The 17,853-nt window shown below is 61.4% G+C and carries 15 protein-coding genes; all 15 read right to left on the minus strand.

Translation table 11 applies throughout. The features are described 5' to 3' along the window. Positions 1-96: 96 nt before the first annotated feature. Positions 97-771 carry an ATP-dependent Clp protease proteolytic subunit gene (locus LKK40_RS00730; protein WP_152580879.1) on the minus strand — a complete coding sequence of 225 codons (675 nt, stop codon included), beginning with the start codon at positions 769-771 and terminating at the stop codon, positions 97-99. Between the two features lies 1 nt (position 772). Further along, entirely contained in the window at positions 773-1,372 is a 600-nt protein-coding gene (locus LKK40_RS00735) for an ATP-dependent Clp protease proteolytic subunit (protein WP_162000745.1), read from the minus strand. Between the two features lie 95 nt (positions 1,373-1,467). Next, the gene (locus tag LKK40_RS00740; protein ID WP_304308356.1) at positions 1,468-2,832 is read right to left on the minus strand and encodes a chloride channel protein; all 1,365 of its coding nucleotides are present in this window, start codon (positions 2,830-2,832) and stop codon (positions 1,468-1,470) included. Positions 2,833-3,099: 267 nt separating this feature from the next. Then, a complete protein-coding gene (tig, locus tag LKK40_RS00745; RefSeq protein ID WP_304308358.1) occupies positions 3,100-4,479 on the minus strand; it encodes a trigger factor in 1,380 nt (459 codons plus the stop codon). A gap of 51 nt (positions 4,480-4,530) precedes the next feature. Beyond that, positions 4,531-5,832, minus strand: coding sequence for an HRDC domain-containing protein (locus tag LKK40_RS00750; RefSeq protein WP_304308360.1), 1,302 nt, complete (start codon positions 5,830-5,832; stop codon positions 4,531-4,533). Further along, positions 5,807-6,673: a DUF3000 family protein gene (locus LKK40_RS00755; RefSeq protein WP_304308362.1), complete on the minus strand. Its 867-nt coding sequence runs from the start codon at positions 6,671-6,673 to the stop codon at positions 5,807-5,809. Before LKK40_RS00755 ends, LKK40_RS00750 begins: the two co-directional genes overlap by 26 nt. A 95-nt stretch (positions 6,674-6,768) precedes the next feature. Then, positions 6,769-7,674: a pyruvate formate-lyase-activating protein gene (gene pflA / locus LKK40_RS00760; protein WP_304308364.1), complete on the minus strand. Its 906-nt coding sequence runs from the start codon at positions 7,672-7,674 to the stop codon at positions 6,769-6,771. A 311-nt stretch (positions 7,675-7,985) separates the two neighbouring features. Further along, positions 7,986-10,361 carry a formate acetyltransferase gene (locus LKK40_RS00765; protein WP_304308366.1) on the minus strand — a complete coding sequence of 792 codons (2,376 nt, stop codon included), beginning with the start codon at positions 10,359-10,361 and terminating at the stop codon, positions 7,986-7,988. Positions 10,362-10,657: 296 nt separating this feature from the next. Next, positions 10,658-11,158, minus strand: a complete 501-nt coding sequence (locus tag LKK40_RS00770) for an ASCH domain-containing protein (protein WP_304308368.1) — start codon at positions 11,156-11,158, stop codon at positions 10,658-10,660. A 10-nt stretch (positions 11,159-11,168) separates the two neighbouring features. Beyond that, the gene (locus tag LKK40_RS00775; protein ID WP_152580888.1) at positions 11,169-11,366 is read right to left on the minus strand and encodes a hypothetical protein; all 198 of its coding nucleotides are present in this window, start codon (positions 11,364-11,366) and stop codon (positions 11,169-11,171) included. A 127-nt stretch (positions 11,367-11,493) separates the two neighbouring features. Next, the gene (locus LKK40_RS00780; RefSeq protein WP_304308372.1) at positions 11,494-13,188 is read right to left on the minus strand and encodes an NAD+ synthase; all 1,695 of its coding nucleotides are present in this window, start codon (positions 13,186-13,188) and stop codon (positions 11,494-11,496) included. Between the two features lie 4 nt (positions 13,189-13,192). Further along, positions 13,193-14,377, minus strand: coding sequence for a M20 metallopeptidase family protein (locus LKK40_RS00785; protein WP_304308374.1), 1,185 nt, complete (start codon positions 14,375-14,377; stop codon positions 13,193-13,195). Between the two features lie 137 nt (positions 14,378-14,514). After that, complete coding sequence (locus LKK40_RS00790) at positions 14,515-15,198, minus strand: methionine ABC transporter permease (protein ID WP_304308923.1); 684 nt, start codon at positions 15,196-15,198, stop codon at positions 14,515-14,517. A 32-nt stretch (positions 15,199-15,230) separates the two neighbouring features. After that, a complete protein-coding gene (locus LKK40_RS00795; RefSeq protein WP_304308376.1) occupies positions 15,231-16,496 on the minus strand; it encodes a methionine ABC transporter ATP-binding protein in 1,266 nt (421 codons plus the stop codon). A 226-nt stretch (positions 16,497-16,722) separates the two neighbouring features. Continuing rightward, a complete protein-coding gene (locus LKK40_RS00800; protein WP_304308378.1) occupies positions 16,723-17,700 on the minus strand; it encodes a MetQ/NlpA family ABC transporter substrate-binding protein in 978 nt (325 codons plus the stop codon). Positions 17,701-17,853 lie beyond the last annotated feature (153 nt).

The following is a 17,853-nucleotide window of genomic DNA, read 5'->3' on the forward strand; positions in this document are numbered from 1 at the left end:
ATTGCTGGGATACTGGGCGGAGTGGCGGATTGCTAGGCGATGATACGCGCCGAAACCCTGCCGCGCCCGCTCTCCCCGAACTACTGCTTGCGCTACCTACTGCTTGCGCGAAGCAAGCACTTCGTCGACGATCCCATATTCCTTGGCTTCCGGAGCCGTGAGGAAGGTGTCCACTTCGATGTCTCGGCGGATCTTCTCGACCTCCTGGCCGGTGTGCTTGGCAAGCGTGTCTTCCAGCCATTCGCGCATGCGCAGCATCTCCTTGGCCTGAATCTCGATCTCGGTGGCCTTGCCGAAGCCCTGATCGATGGCCGGCTGATGGATCAGCACACGGGCGTTGGGCAGGATGAGCCGCTTGCCCTTGGTGCCGGCCGCGAGCAGGATGGCGGCTGCGGAGGCGGCCTGCCCCAGGCACACGGTCTGCACGTCGGGCTGAATGTATTGCATGGTGTCGTAAATCGCAGTCATCGCAGTCATGGAGCCGCCGGGCGAGTTGATGTACATCATCACGTCGCGGTTCGGATCCTGGCTTTCCAGCACGAGCAGCTGCGCCATGATGTCGTCGCATGAGGTGTCGTCCACCTGCACGCCCATGAAGATGATGCGATCTTCGAACAGCTTGGTGTACGGGTCCTGCGTCTTCATGCCGTACGGCGTCTTCTCGCTGAACTGCGGCAGGATGTAGCGATCCTGCGCCTGCAATCCGCTTATTCCACGCGGCCCGGCCAAACGCTCGGCGCGGGATATGAATTGTGCCTCCTGTGAAGCCATGTCACTCCCCTTCCTTGCCGGACTTGTCGGCGCTCATGGTCTCCGACGTGGTCACCAGCTTGTCGATGAAGCCATATTCCAGCGCTTCCTGCGCGGTGAACCAGTGGTCGTACTCGTTGTCGCGGTAGATCTCCTCGATTGTATGCCCGGTCTGCTCCGCGGTGAGCTCGGCCATGGTCTTCTTCATATCCATGATGAGCTCGGCGTTGATGCGCACATCGGTAGCGGTGCCGCCAATGCCGCCCGAAGGCTGGTGCATGAGCACGCGCGCATGCGATGTGAGGAAGCGCTTGCCTTTGGTGCCGGAGCTCAGGAGGAACTGCCCCATCGAGGCGCACATGCCCAAGCCTACGGTCGCCACATCCGGCGCTATGAGCTGCATGGTGTCGTAGACGGCCATGCCTGCGGTGATGGAGCCGCCAGGCGAGTTGATGTACAGCCAGATATCCCGCTTGGGGTCCTCGGCGGCGAGCATGAGCATCTGCGCGCAGATGACGTTCGCGTTCTCATCCTTGACCTCGTCACCAAGCCAGATAATGCGTTCTCTGAGCAGTCTGTTGAAAATCGGGTCCGTGATGGACGGCGCATCGCCCTCTTGCATTGCGGGCGATGATGTCAGAAAATCTGCCACCAATATCTCCTTGATCGTGCGTTTTCGTATATAACGCGTTTCGTACCGTTAGAACAATACCGCCTTTAAGCGACGGCCTGCTTCGTTTTGCGCTCACTGCGAGAAAAGGCGGCATTGCAACGTTTCAGCACCCAGCGCGAGACGACCACAGCAGCAGACGAAGCCAGCCCAACCGGCACGAAATACGATATCGGGGCCGCGCACAGCTCCATCACCAGGCACATCGCCATCAGCGGAGCCTGCTGCGAGGCCGAAAGCAGCGCAGCAGCGCCGACCAGCGCGCATGCCGCAATAGGAATCGAAGCCCCGGGGAATACAAGCATCCACAGCAGGCCAAGCATCGCGCCGGCTATGGCACCCAGCGCGATGCCCGGCTGCAGCACGCCGCCCGACGCGCCGGAACGTATCGTAATCAGCGTGACCAGCGCCTTGGCAATCAGCGACACGGTCAGCACAACGAGCGCCACGACGAGCGGCTGGCCTGCTGAAGTGCCGAATAGCGACAGCCCTTGGCCCTTGGCAAGATTGGAAATAAGCGAAATATCGAAGGACAACTGCGCCGAGGCGCGGCCGTTGCCCATCACCTGCGGAATCCAGATCGCCACGACGCCGGTGAGCAGCGCCGCCGCAGGCATCTTCCACAGAATGCCGGCGTCGTTGCGCGGCCCCTTCTCGGCCCACTGCGATCCCAAGCGGAACAAAGCTCCAAGCGCCCCGAAGACCACGCCGCCCACCAGCGCGAACAGCATCAGGGTCGGCGTGTTCTCATGCAAGAGCCCTGGAAGATGGTAGAAGACCTTCTGCCCCTTGATGAGCGAAGCTACGTAAGCCGCCGTCGCCGACATGCCGAGCGAAACCGCGACCTTTTCCAGCGTGACATCGGCGAGCAGAATCTCGACGGTGAAGAACAGCCCGGCGAGCGGCGCATCATAGACGCCGGCCAGACCTGCGCCCGCGCACACCGCCACCAGCATGCGCTTATCGGCACCGGTGAAGCCGATCACACCACTGAAGCGCTGGCCGAGCATCGCGCCGAATTCGCGCGGGGCGACCTCGCGGCCTATCGACGAGCCGGAGCCGACAATGAGAATCTGCAGCAGCACATGCACCGTGGTCTGCCACACCGGCATCGGCTCGCCGTTCACAGCCTTCTTCACCGAAGGCACGCGCGCGCTTTTCGTGCGCAGCAGCCACCAGATGATAGCCGCGATAAGCGAACCGCCGACGACGCCCGCTATGCGCCTCAGCGCCGGAACCGTGAACGGCCCTGGCAGCGAGCTGCTTTCGGTGTAGCCGAACGCGAGGTATTCCACGCCGTAGAGCATCTGCGAAAGCAGACCGGCAGCTATGCCAATCGCTATGCCGAGCGTCAGCACCGCCACGATGAGTCTGGCGGTTCTCGTGCGCGTGGAATTGGCGTCTGCCATCATCGCTCCTTGACGTAGGGATTCAAGTGTTATCAGTATGTTGTGCTGTAAGTACCCTGTGTTGGCAGTGTCGTACATGCCTCAGGAATAGCGGTTTCGACACTGCCGCCGTTCTGCCCAGCAATCAGCATGCCCGGCGATCGGCATGGGCATAAGAATACGGCCCGAAACCCTACGCAAGGTTTCGGACCGTAGCATTCACGATGTGCGGGATGCCTGGCGCCTCAGCCGTGCATCAGCGCCGCAAACCGCATATCAACGTGGGGACACTCACTCGCTGTCTGCGGCGGCGTCGATGTTGGAGAGCTCGTCGGCGACGGCTGCGGCTGCGGAAGCCGCCTCGACGCTTTCAGATTCCTCTTCCTGCGCCTCTTCGCCGAGGAAGGCGCTCAGGTCGAGCGTCTCGCCTTCGGAGGTGAAGGTGACGGCGCGCATGCCGGCAAGCAGGCCCTTGGAGCGGCCGACTTCCTGCACGGCGGAGCCGAGCTGGCCATTGTTGACGATCGCGTTGATGAACTCGCTGGGATCCATGCCGTACTGCTGGGCGATGGAGGCCAGGAAATTGGTCACATCGGCCTGGGAGACCTGGACCTCAAGCTTCTCGGCGAGCGCATCGAGCACCATCTGATCGCGCAGTTCCTTCTCGGCGCTCTCTTCGGCTTCCTTCTTCTGCTCGTCGGTGGCCTTCTCAGGGTCGCCGGACACGCCCTTGAGATGCTCTTCGACCGTCTGCGCCTTGACGCCCTTGGGCACCGGAATCTCGGCGCCTTCTTCGAGCTTGGCGATGAACGCGTCGCGCGCCTCGGTGGCCTGGCGGCCTTCGGCGTCCTTCTCGCTGGTCTTGCGGATGTCGGCCTTGAGCTCGTCAAGCGTGTCGAATTCGGAGGCATCCTGCGCGAAGTCGTCATCAAGCTCGGGCAGCTCCTCGGTCTTGACCGAGTTGACCTTGACCTTGACCTGCGCCTTCTCGCCTTCGTGGTCGCCCGCTTCAAGCGTGCCTTCGAAAGTGGTCTCCTCGCCAGCCGACAGGCCGTCGAGTGCCTCGTCAAGCCCGTCGAGCATGGTGTTGGAGCCCAGCTCGTAGCTCACGCCCTCCTGGGAATCGGCGACTTCGCCATCGATCGTCGCTTCGAGATCGATGTTCGCGTAATCGCCCTTGGCCGCCGGGCGGTCCACGCCCACGAGCGTGCCGAAGCGCTGACGCAACGCCTCAAGGCGCTTGTCGATGTCCTCGTCGGTGATTTCCGGCTTGGCGACCTCAAGTTCCAGGCCTTCCAGCTCGGGCAGCTCGATGTCGGGGCGACGCTCCACGGTGGCGACGAACTTGAGCTTGGTCTCGTCCTTCGCGGAGGCCGGAACCTCCTGCACGTCGAACTCAGGCTGGGCCATCGGGCGAATCTTCTTCTCCTCAAGCGCCTTGGAGTACAGATCGGGAACGGCGGCATTCACCGCTTCCCCGGCCACCGAGGCGAAGCCGATGCGCTGGTCGATGATTTTGCCGGGAACGTGTCCCTTGCGGAAGCCAGGCACGTTGACCTGCTTGGCGATTTCCTTGCGGGCATCATCAAGATAGGGGTCGAACTCTTCCTGGTCGACGGTGACGGTGAGCTTCACCTTGGTGGGCTCGAGATTCCTGACGCTGATTTTCACGCTTGCGCTCCTGAACTACGGTATGCAACTATTTCTGCCATAAGGCAACCGTTATATGATAACGCGACTCAGGGACTCGGCCACAAGCCTGATCTGCCACCCTCTGGCACCTTGCTCCGCGAGGAATTGCGCCACATCGCGGCGCTGCGGCTCATCGGTCCAGCACAGGTTGCGCACGATCTGCGGCTTCAAGATCATTTCGGCGGGCGTGCGCGTGTCTTCGGCGATGGAGTTCAGCGTCTTGCGCGCGGCCTGCAGATGACGGAAGCGCTCGGGGTGGCGCGTGGACCATAGCTTCATCGATCTTGGCGCGTTGCCCTGCGTGTCCGGCGACGGGACCGGCATAGTCGGCCACTGCTCCTCGGGCAGCTCAAGCGCCTGCTGGATGACGCCCTTCCATACGGATGGCTTCACTTCGCGCTGAATCGGCGCATAGCGTTCGAACATCTTGTCCTGCTCGCCGCCGGTATGCACGCGCACACGCTCGTTGAGCGCACGCACGGCTCTGAATTCCTTGGCATTATGCGGCTTGCGCCGTGCGGCTTCGATAATCGCCGAGTCGGACAGCAGCAGCGTTGGCGCGATGTCGTAGTATCTGGCAAGTCTGTCGCGTTCCTCCCATAGCGCTTTCGCCACCGCCTGACCCTGCCCGTCATGGTTCAGCGCGGTGATATGCGAGATGCGCAGCCACGGCACTGGATGCGGCTTGCGCGGCGTCATGCCTTTGGCTAGCGCATGAGCGAATTCCTCTTCGGCCCATTCGACTTTGCCCTGCCGCTGCAGATCCTTGCGTATCGCTGCTTCCAGCTCGATGAGCAGCTCGACGTCGAGCGCCGCGTAGTTGCGCCAATCCCTCGGCAGCGGGCGGTATGACCAGTCCGCAGCGGAATGCTCCTTCGCCAGCGTCAGCCCTAGATAATGCTCGGTGACTGCAGCCAGACCGAAATGGCGCATGTTCAGCAGCCGCGCCGCTATCTCCGTATCGAACAGGCGCTGGGGGCGCATGCCCAAATCGGCGAATCCGGGAAGATCCTGCAGCGAATCATGCAGAATCCACGTCACGTTGCCGACAGCGCTATTGAACTCGTTCCAATCAGCGCTGCTGTGGCCTAAAGCAATCGGGTCGAACAGCGCGATGCCAGCACCCGCGCGCTTGAACTGCACCAGCCAGTCCTCATGGCCGTAGCGAAATCCGGATGCGCGTTCCGCGTCGGCCGCCACAGACCCGTCGGCCGCGGCGAAACGCTCGCAGGCCTCGTGAAATCCCTTAAGCGTGTCGATGACGTCAGGAACTCCCCCGCGCGGTTCCGCCTGCAATCGTGGTTCGTCATCCAAGCGCGATTTCCTCCTCATTGCTGCTATTCCCAGTCTCCGCCGTGGACATGGAATGCAGGAGACCGGCCCACGCCTCGATATGCGTGCCGATCTCGTCGGCGATTTCCACGCCCGGCGCGCTGGCAGGCGACCACGATACACGCAGCTCACAACCAACCGCAGTGCGCTCAAGCATCTGCTCCGGAATTTGCTCAGACATTTGCTCCGGTCTGCTCGCTTCATTTGATTCAGCGGCTGCATTCAGTTCAGTCGGCTCAGTCGGTTCAGTCGACTCAGTCGGTTGAGTCGACCCAGTCGGTTCAATTAGCTCAATTGACTCATGCAGACCGAAGGACCGGTCCCGCGTCACACTGACGGTGCCCGACGGCAGGCCAGTCGCCAGCGGCCCCAAGGCCATGCGCATCTCGTCCCAAACGATCTGCGCCGCCAGTTCGTCATTCACGCAGTCGTCATAGGGCACACGGGCGTACGCCGTGCAGCGCCAGTGCGATTCCCATTGCGCATTCGGGTGTTGCGCGTACAACGCCATAATCCATCCCGAGGCACCAAGCGAGTCTTCAGAACGATCTTCGGAAGAATCTTCGGAGCAGCGCAGCGAAACGCCGATGCCGAAATCCGCCAACGAGCGCGGCACTTCGATCTCCCGGTATGCAATGCCGTCAAGGCGCCGCATCGCCATCACCGACAGCACCGCCGACCACACCGCATCGGGCACGCCGGCAGGACGGAGCAGATCAGTTTTTTCACCAGCGTGCCGCATGCCATTCATACGCCTGATGCCACCCGCGCGCTCACAATCCTCGATACGCCCAATGTCCTCGATACGCGGGGCATCGGGGAACGCGTAAATATGATTCATGTCTCTAGGCTACGAAACCGCAACGCCGCAACCCAGCATCGCCACGCCCAAAAGCCAGCGAATTATGCCGCACCGCCGGTTTTCACACCGTGAATTTAATACACCGTGAATCCGTGCGCCTCGAACTGCTTGACGACGCGGTCCTTCAGCGCCGCCGAAGGACCCTTCTGGTTCTCAAGCGGGTACGGGATGCGCAGCTCGTGCCACTTCGGGCGGCCGAGCTGGTGGAAGGGCAGCACATCAATATGCTCCACTGCGTCGCCAAAGGTCTCGACGATGTTGGCGATGTTCTCGATGTTGTCTTCCGGGTCGGTCAAGCCGGGAATCAGCACGAAGCGCACCCAGATCTTCTTGCCGCGCGCGGCCAGGCGCTGGCCGAACTTGATGGTCGGGGCCAGCGTGCCGCCGGTCAGCACCTTGTAGCGTTCCTCGTCGCCGGCTTTGACGTCGAGCAGACACAGGTCGATGTCGTCAATCATCTCGTCCGTGTAGTTCTTATTGAGGAAGCCTGCGGTGTCCAGGCAAGTGTGCACGCCCATCTCCTTGGCCGCGCGGAAGACGCGCGAGACGAAGGCCGGCTGCATCATCGATTCGCCGCCGGAGAAGGTGATGCCTCCGCCTGTCGCCTTGAACAGGTCTGCGTAGCGCGCCACTTTGTTGATCATCGCATCAAGATAGACCGGCTGGCCGTCGCGCATTTTCCAGGTATCGGGATTCTGGCAGAACTGGCAGCGCAGCGGGCACCCGCTCATGAACACGGTCATTCTGGTGCCCGGGCCGTCCACGGAAGTGTTGATATCCCAGGAATGCACGAAGCCGATGTCGCCGGTTTTCAGAGCTGCGATGCGGTCGTGGCGATCAAGCCCGATAGGCGATTCGAACCCGGAGAGCCCGCCCATCAGCGTCTGGCGCGCATACTCGCGCGAGCCTTTGAGCATATGCGGCTTGGTGGTATGGAACGCGGTGTGGATTGCCTCATGGAATGTCGCTGTGTCAGACATCGTCGTCCTCCTTTGGATTCCCTGCGGATTGTAGCTCTGCTTCCATGATACTGAAAGCAGGTGCGTCAACAGACCGCAGCCGGTGTGCCGTCGGCAAAACATGACGTAGGTCACGCTTGTACAGGCCACTAAGCCAATGTCCCGTGCAAGTGACGGAAGTGAGGCCAGAATTATGGAACCTGTTGTGCCCGACGCCCGGGCAGCATACGGCTATGGCCATGAATAAGGGGCGCGGCCAGCAGCCACGCCCCTTACCTTGTGTTCGTTCAATTCCGCCGTTTACTCAATTCCGTTTCAGGCGGAATATGGCATCAGTCGACGACGGAACCTTGGTGGAAGGTACGCGAGATCACGTCGAGCTGCTGCTCGCGGGTGAGCTTGACGAAGTTCACCGCGTAGCCGGAGACGCGCACGGTCAGGTGCGGGTACTTGTCCGGATGCTCGACAGCGTCTTCCAGCTGCTCCTTGCGCAGGACGTTGATGTTCGCGTGGTACAGGCCGTGCCCGTTGCCGGCGTCGAGGATGCCGACCAGGTTGTTCACGCGCTCATCTTCGTCGCGGCCAAGGCCATCGGGGGTGATGGTGTTGGTCAGCGAGATGCCGTCCAACGCGTCGTTGTAGTCGATCTTGCCGACCGAGAACATCGAGGGCAGCATGCCGTGGGCGTCCATGCCGTTCTCCGGGTTCGCGCCCGGGGCGTACGGCGTGCCCTTCTTGTGCCCGGACGGGAAGGAACCGGTGTTGGTGCCGTATTCCACGTTCGAGGTGATGGTCAGGATGGACTGCGTCGGCACCGCGTCGCGGTACACCGGCAGGCGCTTGATCTGGCCCATGACGGTGCTCACGACCCAGGTCGCCAGCTTGTCGGCGCGATCGTCGTCGTTGCCGTAGATCGGGAAGCCGCCTTCGGTGCGGTAGCCGACCACCAGATCGTCTTCGGCGCCTTCGACGTACTCGGCCTCGTGGCCTTCGAGATTCTTCGCGTCCTTGTTGTAGATCGGGTAGACCTTCGCATACTTCAGCGCTGCGAGCGAGTCGGCGGCAATCGACAGGCCGGACATGCCGCAGCCTAGAGTGCGGTAGATCTCCTTGTCGTGCAGCGCCATCTCGATGGACTCGTAGGCGTACTTATCGTGCATGTAATGGATGATGTTCAGCGCTTCGACGTAGGTCTCCGAGAGCCACTGCAGGGCCTTCTCGTAGTTGTTCTTGACCTTCTCGAAGTCCAGCGTGCCGTCGGCTTCGGGTGCGATCGGCTCGATCACGCCCTTGTCGATGACCTGCATGCCGGTCATCTCGTCGCGGCCGCCGTTGATGGCGTACAGGAACGCCTTGGCGGAGTTGACGCGAGCGCCGAAGAACTGCATCTGCTTGCCCACGCGCATCGGCGAGACGCAGCATGCGATGGCGGCGTCATCGCCCCAATGGGCGCGAATCTCCTTGTCGGACTCATACTGGATGGCCGAGGTGTCGATGGAGATGCGGGCGCAGAAGCGCTTGTAGCCTTCTGGCAGCTTCGGATCCCAGAAGATCGTGATGTTCGGCTCGGGGCCAGGTCCAAGATGCTCGAGCGTCAGCGTGTTAAGCAGACGGAACGAGGTCTTGGTGACCATCGAGCGGCCGTCGTCGCCGAAGCCCGCGTCGGACCAGGTGGCCCAGTACGGATCGCCGGAGAAGATCTTGTCGTAGTCCTTGGTGCGCAGGAAGCGCACGATGCGCAGCTTCATGACGATCTGATCGATGATCTCCTGCGCGCCGGTCTCGTCAAGCGTGCCATTCTTCAGGTCGCGCTCGAAGTAGGCGTCGAAGAAGGCGGAGTTGCGGCCGAAGCTCATGGCCGCGCCATCCTGGCTCTTGACGGAGGCAAGGTAGCCCATGTAGGTCCACTGCACGGCTTCCTGCGCGTTCTGCGCGGGGCGGGTCAGATCCAGGCCATACTCGTTGCCGAGGTTGACCAGTTGCTTGAGCGCCTTGAGCTGATCGGCATGCTCCTCGCGGAAGCGAATCCAATGCTCGATCTCCGGCTCGGTGAAGTCGTTGCGATACGGCACGGACTCCTTGTCGCGCTTCTTGAACGCGATGAGCTTGTTGACACCATAGAGCGCCACGCGACGGTAATCGCCGATGATGCGGCCGCGGCCGTAGGCATCCGGCAGGCCGGTGAGAATCTTGTTGTGGCGGGCGATCTTGATGTTCTTGGTGTAGACGCCGAACACGCCGTCGTTGTGGGTCTTGCGGTAAGTAGTGAAGATCTTCCTGATCTCGGGGTCAGGCTCCTTGCCCGCTTCCATGATGGCCTGCTCGACCATACGCCAGCCGCCATTCGGCATCATCGCGCGCTTGCACGGCACATCGGTCTGCAGACCGACAATCACATTGTCGCTCTCAGGGCCCTCGATGTAGCCGGCCGGGAACGCATCAATGCCGGCCGGGGTGTGCGTGTCCACGTCGTAGACGCGCTGCTTGCGCTCGACGGCAAGGTAGTTGTCGTCGAGGTACTTCCACAGATGCTTGGTCTTCTCCGTAGCGTCAGCCAGGAAGGACTCATCGCCGTCGTAGGGCGTGTAGTTCTTCTGGATGAAGTCGCGGACGTCAATGTCCTTCTGCCAGTTTCCGCCTGTAAAGCCATCCCAAGCCTTCGCTTGGAGTTCCTCAGGGGAGAGAGCGGTTTCGTCAACTGCTGTCATGGTCACTCCTTCGTGTTTTACTGCAACGCGATTGCACAGCTGTGCATCTGCGTTTTCCTTCATTGTATGCGCAGGGTATTAAGACCCGTCCGCGTTTCAACGTGAGCTATATCACATTCATTGAGTGTCCACAAGGGGGCATTGCCGCGAATTTCTAACAGTCTCGAAAAACCACTATTTTCTGCGGATTGAGCGTTGATGTTCAGCATGGAGCCAGCTTCCCTTTACGCCGATAAAAGAAAAACAATACAAGCTCTTGACGAAACGGACACTATGTCGCAAAAGAGCCCTACGGCCTACAGCCGTTGGATCAGTTCGAAGCGCTCGCACACGACCACGGTGTCGTCGTCAAGACGAAAATCAGGGTCGTCAAGTTCGGCGATGAATTCAGGACTCGACCAGAAGCTTTCGTGCGCTTTGCGCCACTGCGCAACTGTACGATACCCTTCTCCTTCGTTGATTGCATGTTCGAGAGTCACATCGGCCAACCGGCATGTATACGCCGCCTCTTGGCGCAGCACGCAGACGGGTTTACCTTGCGAATCAATGGGGACGCAAAGCGCACCGACTGTCGAAGGCTCGTCGCCATCCTTGAGATATTCGGCGAGCAGACTGGTCGTCGTGGTTTTGGAGCCGTCGAGAATCGACGCAATAAGTTTGTCGCGCAGCGGACCAGGATAGGCGAATTCGTCGCGCGGCAGCGCATCGACGTCGATGGTGCCGAGAGCGATGCGTGCCCGTACGGCAACGGCTTGTGTAGTCTGCGATAGTTTCTCGCGGCGTTTCACAGGCGTCATGGCAGCAGCGTCATTTTTTCTCATCCCACTGATTCCACTGCCTGTCCTCGCTGTCCCATTCCCTGTTGCGCCGCCTGACGATATCCCAGGCGTGCAGCGCGTCCTCGCGCGAAGCGTAAGGGCCCATGCGATGCGATGAGGGCGAAATCATGCCCTGCTCGGGTTGCCCGGTGACCGTATTGAAATACCACTGCTGCTCGTCTGCCACGGCAGGCCTCCTTCGTGTCGATTCCTCTGCTGTATTGCTGTATTGCCTATGCGATTGTGCTGTGTGCGTTGCACTGCGAACTCTGCGCCGCATGCCCGCGGCACCTGCTTTCGCCCGCCTGTACCTGCTACTCCCGGAAGGCGTTGGTAATCGGCAGTCGGCGGTCGCGGCCGAAGGCGAGCGCCGTGACCTTGGGACCCAACGGGTATTGCCGACGCTTCCATTCCGCTCGGTCGACCAAGCGCATCACCGTATCCACCGTCGTCTCATCGAAGCCGTCCGCCAGCAGGTCGGCGCGACCATGCGCATGCTCGATGTAAGCCGCAAGCACCTGATCGAGCAGCGCGTACTGCGGCAAAGAGTCGGAATCCTTCTGACCGGGGCGCAGCTCGGCGCTCGGCTCCTTCTCGATGCTGCTCACCGGGATGAGCACGCTCGATACCGCCTTGGCAGACGCCACAGCCTCATTGCCCACAATCGGCAGCATCCCAAGGCCAAGCCCATCCTGTGCCGCCTTGTTGCGCCAGCGCGAAAGATCCCACACCCGGGTTTTGAGCAGATCCTTGATCGGCGCATATCCGCCGACTGCATCGCCATAAATCGTGGAATATCCGCAGGCGAGCTCCGATTTGTTGCCAGTGGCCAGGGCGAGCAGATTCCTGCTGTTCGAGTACGCCATGACGATGACGCCGCGAATGCGCGCTTGCAGATTCTCCGCCGCGACACCGCCCAAGGTGAGCTGCTGCTGGAAGGACTGGAACAATGGTTCGATGGCCTGCACTTCGTAATGGGCACCGAGATTCTCGGCCAAATCGGCAGCATCATCCTTGGAGCCGTCGGACGAGTACTGGCTCGGCATGGAGATGCCGCACACATTCTCGCCCCCGCAGGCGTCAGCGGCCATGGTGGCGACCAGCGCCGAGTCGATGCCGCCTGACAATCCGAGGCACACGCCGGTGAAGTGGTTCTTGGCCATGTAGTCTTTCAGACCCAGCACGCAGGCGCAGTAGACTTCCTCGTCGCGCTCCATTTCGGCAGCTATGGTGCCAATCTGCTGATGCTCTGCTTGCTTGTCGAAATCGAAATAGCTCAGATTCTCAACGAACATCGGCGAGCGCTCGAGCAGCGTGCCGTCCGCGTCGACCACGAAGCTGCCGCCGTCGAAGACCAGATCATCCTGACCACCGACCTGATTGAGGTAGATCATCGGGGCCTTGACTTCATGCGCTCGCCTGACTGCCAGATCGTAGCGCGTATGGGTTTTGCCCTCCTCGTAGGGTGAGCCGTTGATGGTCAGCAGCACGTCGATACGCTGCCCGGCAAGTTCATCGACCGGGCCGCCGTCCTGCCAGATATCCTCGCATATCGCTAGTCCGACGCGCGTGCCATCGATGTCGAGCACGACGGAGCGCTGTCCGGAGGAGAAAATGCGGAATTCGTCGAACACGCCGTAATTGGGCAGGAAATGCTTGTCATAGCCGGACCAGACCACGCCGTCGTGCAGCACCACGAGTCGGTTGCGCGGCTTGTCGGACTCCGTATCAGTGCCGACTGTGCCCGCCACAACATATAAGCCGCCCAAATCATCCGTCGCGAGCTGCTTGGCCATAGCGTTCGCCTTGTCCCATGCGGCCTTGCGGAAGGTGGCGCGGAAGGCGAGATCCTCGATCGGGTACCCGGTCAGCGACATCTCGGGGAATACCACGACTTGGGCATGGTGTGCGGCAGCACGGCGCGAGTAGGCCATAATCGCCTCAGCGTTGGCGTCGAGATCGCCGACGCGAGTGTCGATTTGGGCCAGAGCAAAACGCAATTGAGTCATGGCTTCATACTAGCGCCACCCGGTTCACAGGCGATTTGCGCAACTCATCCAACACCCGCAGCGCAGCATTCGCATAGAACTCGGCGGCGGGCTGCAGCTCGCCATCCAAGCCGACGAAGTGCGGGCTGTGCAATCCATAGTGTCCAGGCGCACCGTTCGAGCCGACGAATGCGAACAGGAGCCGGGTGCGCTGCGCGTATTCACAGAAGTCCTCCCCCGCCATCGAGGGATGAATCGGCTCAAGGCTCGCATATTGCGGCACATCCTGCGCCACGGCGGTTGCCAGCGCGGCGTCCGAAACCAGCGGATCGGCGAAGTCGTCCCATTCGACGTCAGCCGTGATGCCGTACGCTTCGGCCGTCGAGGCGATAATCTGCCGGAAGCGGCGTTCGACCAGCTGCCCGTCGTCCTTGTAGAAATACCGCGCAGTGCCGAGGAAACCAGCCTCGGCCGGCACTACATTCCATACGTCGCCGCCATGCACCTCGGTTATCGAGACGACCAGCGGATGGAAGGGCGTGGCGTTGCGGCTCACGATGCTCTGCACCGACAGGATTATCGAGGCCAGCGCCTCGATTGGACCGGTGCCCATATGCGGGTAACCGGCATGCGTGCCCTGCGCGTGAAGGGTCACGGCGAATTTCACGCATCCGGCCATCATCGGCTCGGCCCCGACCGCAATCTGGCCAGGCAGATAGTCAGGGTTGTTATGCGTGCCGATTATCGCGTCGACGCCGTCGATGATCCCGGCGTCGACCACAGCCTGCGCGCCCTGGCCGGTTTCCTCGGCCGGCTGGAATAGCAGCATGATGCGGCCCGCGATGCGTTCGCGGTGCTCAGCCAACCAGAACGCGGCGGCCAGCAGCGAGGTCATATGCAGATCATGCCCGCAAGCGTGCATCACGCCCTCGTTGTGTGAGGCATAGTCCAGCCCGCTGCGCTCCGCGACGGGCAGCGCGTCGATATCGGCGCGAAGGGCAATATATGGTCCTGGCTGTTCGCCTTCGATCAAGCCGATGACGCCGGTTTGCGACGGCAGCGGATTGTCGAGGACCGCGATGCCGTGGCTGCGCAGCTGCTCGGCGATGAATCGGCTCGTGCGCTCCTCGTGGAAGCCAAGCTCCGGGTCGGCATGCAGATGCCGCCGGATGTCAATAAGCTCCGGTCCGATAGTCAGACGCTCAACCATATATCCTCATTCCTCGAATTGCCTCGGGGCGACAGGCGAATGCATCGCGCTATGCCCCGTCTGTCACTGCCCGCTGCGCCGCTTCGCCGACCAGCCAACTCGCCAAGCTGTTCCCGTGCGGCCTACGCACAGCGCGCTCAGGAGTGCTGCCGCCTGAGCAGGCGCTTGGCGAAGGCGTTTGCGATGCCCTGCACCACTTGCACAAGCACGATCATAATGACGACTGCGGTCCAAGTCACCGTAGGATCGAATTTCTGGTAGCCATACGCGATGGCGAAGTTGCCCAACCCGCCGCCGCCGATATAGCCGGCCATCGCCGACATGTCGAGCACCGCGATGAACAGGAAGGCGTAGGCGAGAATCAGCGGGGCAAGCGCCTCCGGAATCAGCACCGTGCGGATGATGGTGATCTTGGATGCGCCCATCGAACGGGCCGCCTCGATGACGCCGGAATCGACCGGCACGAGGTTCTGCTCGACCAGGCGCGAGGTGGCGAAAGTGCACATCACGGCCATGGGGAACACCGCCGCCATCGTGCCGATCGACGTACCGACGACCTTAATCGTCAGCGGCTGCATCGCCGCCAGAAAGATAATGAAGGGAATCGGCCGCACGATATTGACCACGATATCGAGCACCCGGTAGACCGCCGCATTCTCGAACAGATTCCCCGGGCGCGTGCCGTACAGGATCACGCCGAGCACCAGCCCGAACGCGCCGCCGACAATCAGCGTGATGAACACCATTTCCAGCGTCTGCGCAATGGACTGGAAGAGCATCGGCTTGAGCACGGTCCAATCGCCTTGCCCTGCCAAAGCCATGCTGATGCGTCCGGCCGCAGTGACTATCTCGCTCATCGGTCGCTTCCCTTCGTGTCGCTGCCGTCAGTGCGCTCAATGTCAGCAAAGCCTGCACTGCCTGCAATGTCTGTGACGTCTTCAGCCGTCGTTCGCCTTGCTGCTGCGGAATCGAGCGATGCAACGGCTTGCTCATAGGCAATCGGATGACTCGCCGTGCCGAAATCAACTACATCGCTGTCGTGCTTCAGCTCGTCGAAGAACGCTTCGAAGCCTTCCTGCTGATCGTCGAATTCATAGGTGATCGCACCGATGGCGGAGCCACCGACCGTGTCGATGCCGCCGTAGAGCATACTGCTGGCGATGCCACGGCTTGCGATGAGCTGCGAGATGCGCTGGCCGGAAGCCGGCACGGCGGAGGACCGTTCATCGCTGTATTCTTTACCGTTGTTTTCTTTACTGCTCAGCACATCCCGCTGGCGGATGAGCACCGTCACAATCCTGCCCGACCAGTCGCTGCGCAGCTGCTCGACGCGTTCCTCCTGCGGCACGCCGGACAGCGCGGTGGCGATGAAACGCTTGGTGACCGGCTGGCGGGGCGCGGCGAACACATCGTAGACATCACCCTGCTCGACGACACGCCCCTGGCTCATGACGGCAACCCGATTCGCAATGTTCTGCACGACGCTCATCTGGTGCGTGATGAGCACGATGGTGATGCCGAATTGCTCGTTGACCCGCTTGAGCAGCGCAAGCACCTCGTCCGTGGTCTCAGGATCCAGCGCGCTGGTCGCCTCGTCGGCCAGCAGAATCTGCGGATTGGTCGCCAGCGCCCGAGCGATGCCGACGCGCTGCTTCTGCCCGCCGGAAAGCTGCGATGGGTAGTTGTCGGCATGATCGCGCAGCCCGACGAAATCAAGCAGTTCGGCCACGCGCCTCTCCTGATAGTCCTTGCGCCAATGATCGAGCTGCAACGGGTAGGCGATGTTCTGGCTGACCGTTTTGGTGGAGAACAGGTTGAACTGCTGGAAGATCATGCCGATTTTCTGGCGTATCGGACGCAGCTTGGACTCCCCCAGCGCAGTGATGTCGGTGCCCAGCACGCTCACAGTGCCGCTTGTCGGCCGTTCAAGCGCATTGATCATGCGCACCAGCGTCGATTTGCCGGCTCCCGAGTAGCCGATGATGCCGAAGATATCGCCGCGATCCACGCGCAGACTCACATCGTCGACCGCGCGTGATGTGCCGGATTGCCTCCCCGAGCCGCCGCGCTTATGGAATTCCTTGACCACATGGTCAAGCGTGATAATCGCCTCTGCCATTCCTGCCGCCCTATCCGTCGTTCTCTGTCTCGGTTGCCGAGGCTGCCGAGTCTCGTATTGTCATGTCTGCGGCGGCCAGTCTGCGCGCAACCAGTCATGCACCAGTCAATCGGCGCATAACCGAAGTCACGCAGCAGGCCCAGCCGCCGCAGACATGCTACCCGCCCATGCTGAGCAGAAGCACCATGCATATCAGTGAACCTCAATGCAAATCAGTCAGCCGAACTCACTTGCTCGCCTTGGCTTCCTTCTCGATGGTGGCGAGGAAGCCCTGCAGCTCCTGGGCACTGTACTTGTCGGCGAAGGCCGCGGTGCCACCCGACTGGCTCTGCAGCGCGGCAAGCACTTCCTTGGACTGGAATATCTTGACCAGCTTGAGGTAGGTCGCGTTGTTCACATCGGCTTTGCGGGAGACGAACACGTTGATGTAGGGCCGTGCCGACACGGTCTCCGCGTTATCCGAGTAGATGGCATCCTTGGGGTTGAGGCCCGCGTCCTTGACATAGTCGTTGTTGATCACGCCTGCTGCCACCTTCGGATCCTTGAGCGAGTTGGCTACCTGCTCGGCCTTCAGCGGAGCGACAGCGACCTTGGAAGTCGCGGTGTCGATGTCGGCGGGCGAGGTGAATGGCGTCCACGCGCCCTTGAGCTTGACGAGGCCGGCCGCCTTGAGCACGCCGATGGCGCGGGCCTGGTTGGTCTCATCGTTCGGAATCGCGACCGTGCTGCCGGCCTTGATGTCCTTGACATCCTTGACCTGCTCGGAGTACAGTCCCAGCGGATAGACCGCAGTACCGCCGATGGGCTGCAAGTCCTTGTTGTTCTTCACGTTGTAATTTGCCAGATACAGCAGGTGCTGGAACTCGTTCAGGTCGAGGTCGCCCGAATCAAGCGCCGGATTCTCCGAGGTGTAATCCTGGAAGTCGACGATCTTGACGTGGATGTTCTCCTGCTCGGCCTTCTTCGTGAAGGCGATCCACTGCGGCTCGGTCGCGCCGACGACACCGATCTTGACCGGGTTGGACTGCGAGCCTTTCGCAGCTGAATCGGACTTGCCCGCGATGGCGCGGTATCCGAAGAAGACCGCCACGGCGAGGACGGCGATGACGACCACCGTGATGATGATATTGCGCGCGGTGTGGTTGACGCGCACCGGCTCCTGGCTGCTGCCCGTGTCAGCTGGCTGCTGGTTTGAAGAAGTCATGATATTTCCCTCTGTTTCTCTTGATGTTCACTTGTTCTCTTGCATTCCGCACCACGCAACCTCGTGTTGGCTGAGCCCCATGCAGCGTTTGCCGCACACAGTCCCCCACGCTTCTTGCAGTGGCCGGATGGCCCTCACCACGATACGAGGACG

The sequence above is a fragment of the Bifidobacterium tibiigranuli genome, from assembly GCF_022655035.1.
Taxonomy (GTDB): Bacteria; Actinomycetota; Actinomycetes; order Actinomycetales; family Bifidobacteriaceae; genus Bifidobacterium; species Bifidobacterium tibiigranuli_A.

What these genes read in the sequence shown, in the direction of transcription:
- LKK40_RS00730 (WP_152580879.1), bottom strand. Translation starts at nt 771, where the DNA reads ATGGCTTCACAGGAGGCACAATTCATATCCCGCGCCGAGCGTTTGGCC.
- LKK40_RS00735 (WP_162000745.1), bottom strand. Translation starts at nt 1,372, where the DNA reads ATGCAAGAGGGCGATGCGCCGTCCATCACGGACCCGATTTTCAACAGA.
- LKK40_RS00740 (WP_304308356.1), bottom strand. Translation starts at nt 2,832, where the DNA reads ATGATGGCAGACGCCAATTCCACGCGCACGAGAACCGCCAGACTCATC.
- LKK40_RS00750 (WP_304308360.1), bottom strand. Translation starts at nt 5,832, where the DNA reads ATGAGGAGGAAATCGCGCTTGGATGACGAACCACGATTGCAGGCGGAA.
- LKK40_RS00755 (WP_304308362.1), bottom strand. Translation starts at nt 6,673, where the DNA reads ATGAATCATATTTACGCGTTCCCCGATGCCCCGCGTATCGAGGACATT.
- pflA (WP_304308364.1), bottom strand. Translation starts at nt 7,674, where the DNA reads ATGTCTGACACAGCGACATTCCATGAGGCAATCCACACCGCGTTCCAT.
- LKK40_RS00765 (WP_304308366.1), bottom strand. Translation starts at nt 10,361, where the DNA reads ATGACAGCAGTTGACGAAACCGCTCTCTCCCCTGAGGAACTCCAAGCG.
- LKK40_RS00770 (WP_304308368.1), bottom strand. Translation starts at nt 11,158, where the DNA reads ATGACGCCTGTGAAACGCCGCGAGAAACTATCGCAGACTACACAAGCC.
- LKK40_RS00780 (WP_304308372.1), bottom strand. Translation starts at nt 13,188, where the DNA reads ATGACTCAATTGCGTTTTGCTCTGGCCCAAATCGACACTCGCGTCGGC.
- LKK40_RS00785 (WP_304308374.1), bottom strand. Translation starts at nt 14,377, where the DNA reads ATGGTTGAGCGTCTGACTATCGGACCGGAGCTTATTGACATCCGGCGG.
- LKK40_RS00790 (WP_304308923.1), bottom strand. Translation starts at nt 15,198, where the DNA reads ATGGCTTTGGCAGGGCAAGGCGATTGGACCGTGCTCAAGCCGATGCTC.
- LKK40_RS00795 (WP_304308376.1), bottom strand. Translation starts at nt 16,496, where the DNA reads ATGGCAGAGGCGATTATCACGCTTGACCATGTGGTCAAGGAATTCCAT.
- LKK40_RS00800 (WP_304308378.1), bottom strand. Translation starts at nt 17,700, where the DNA reads ATGACTTCTTCAAACCAGCAGCCAGCTGACACGGGCAGCAGCCAGGAG.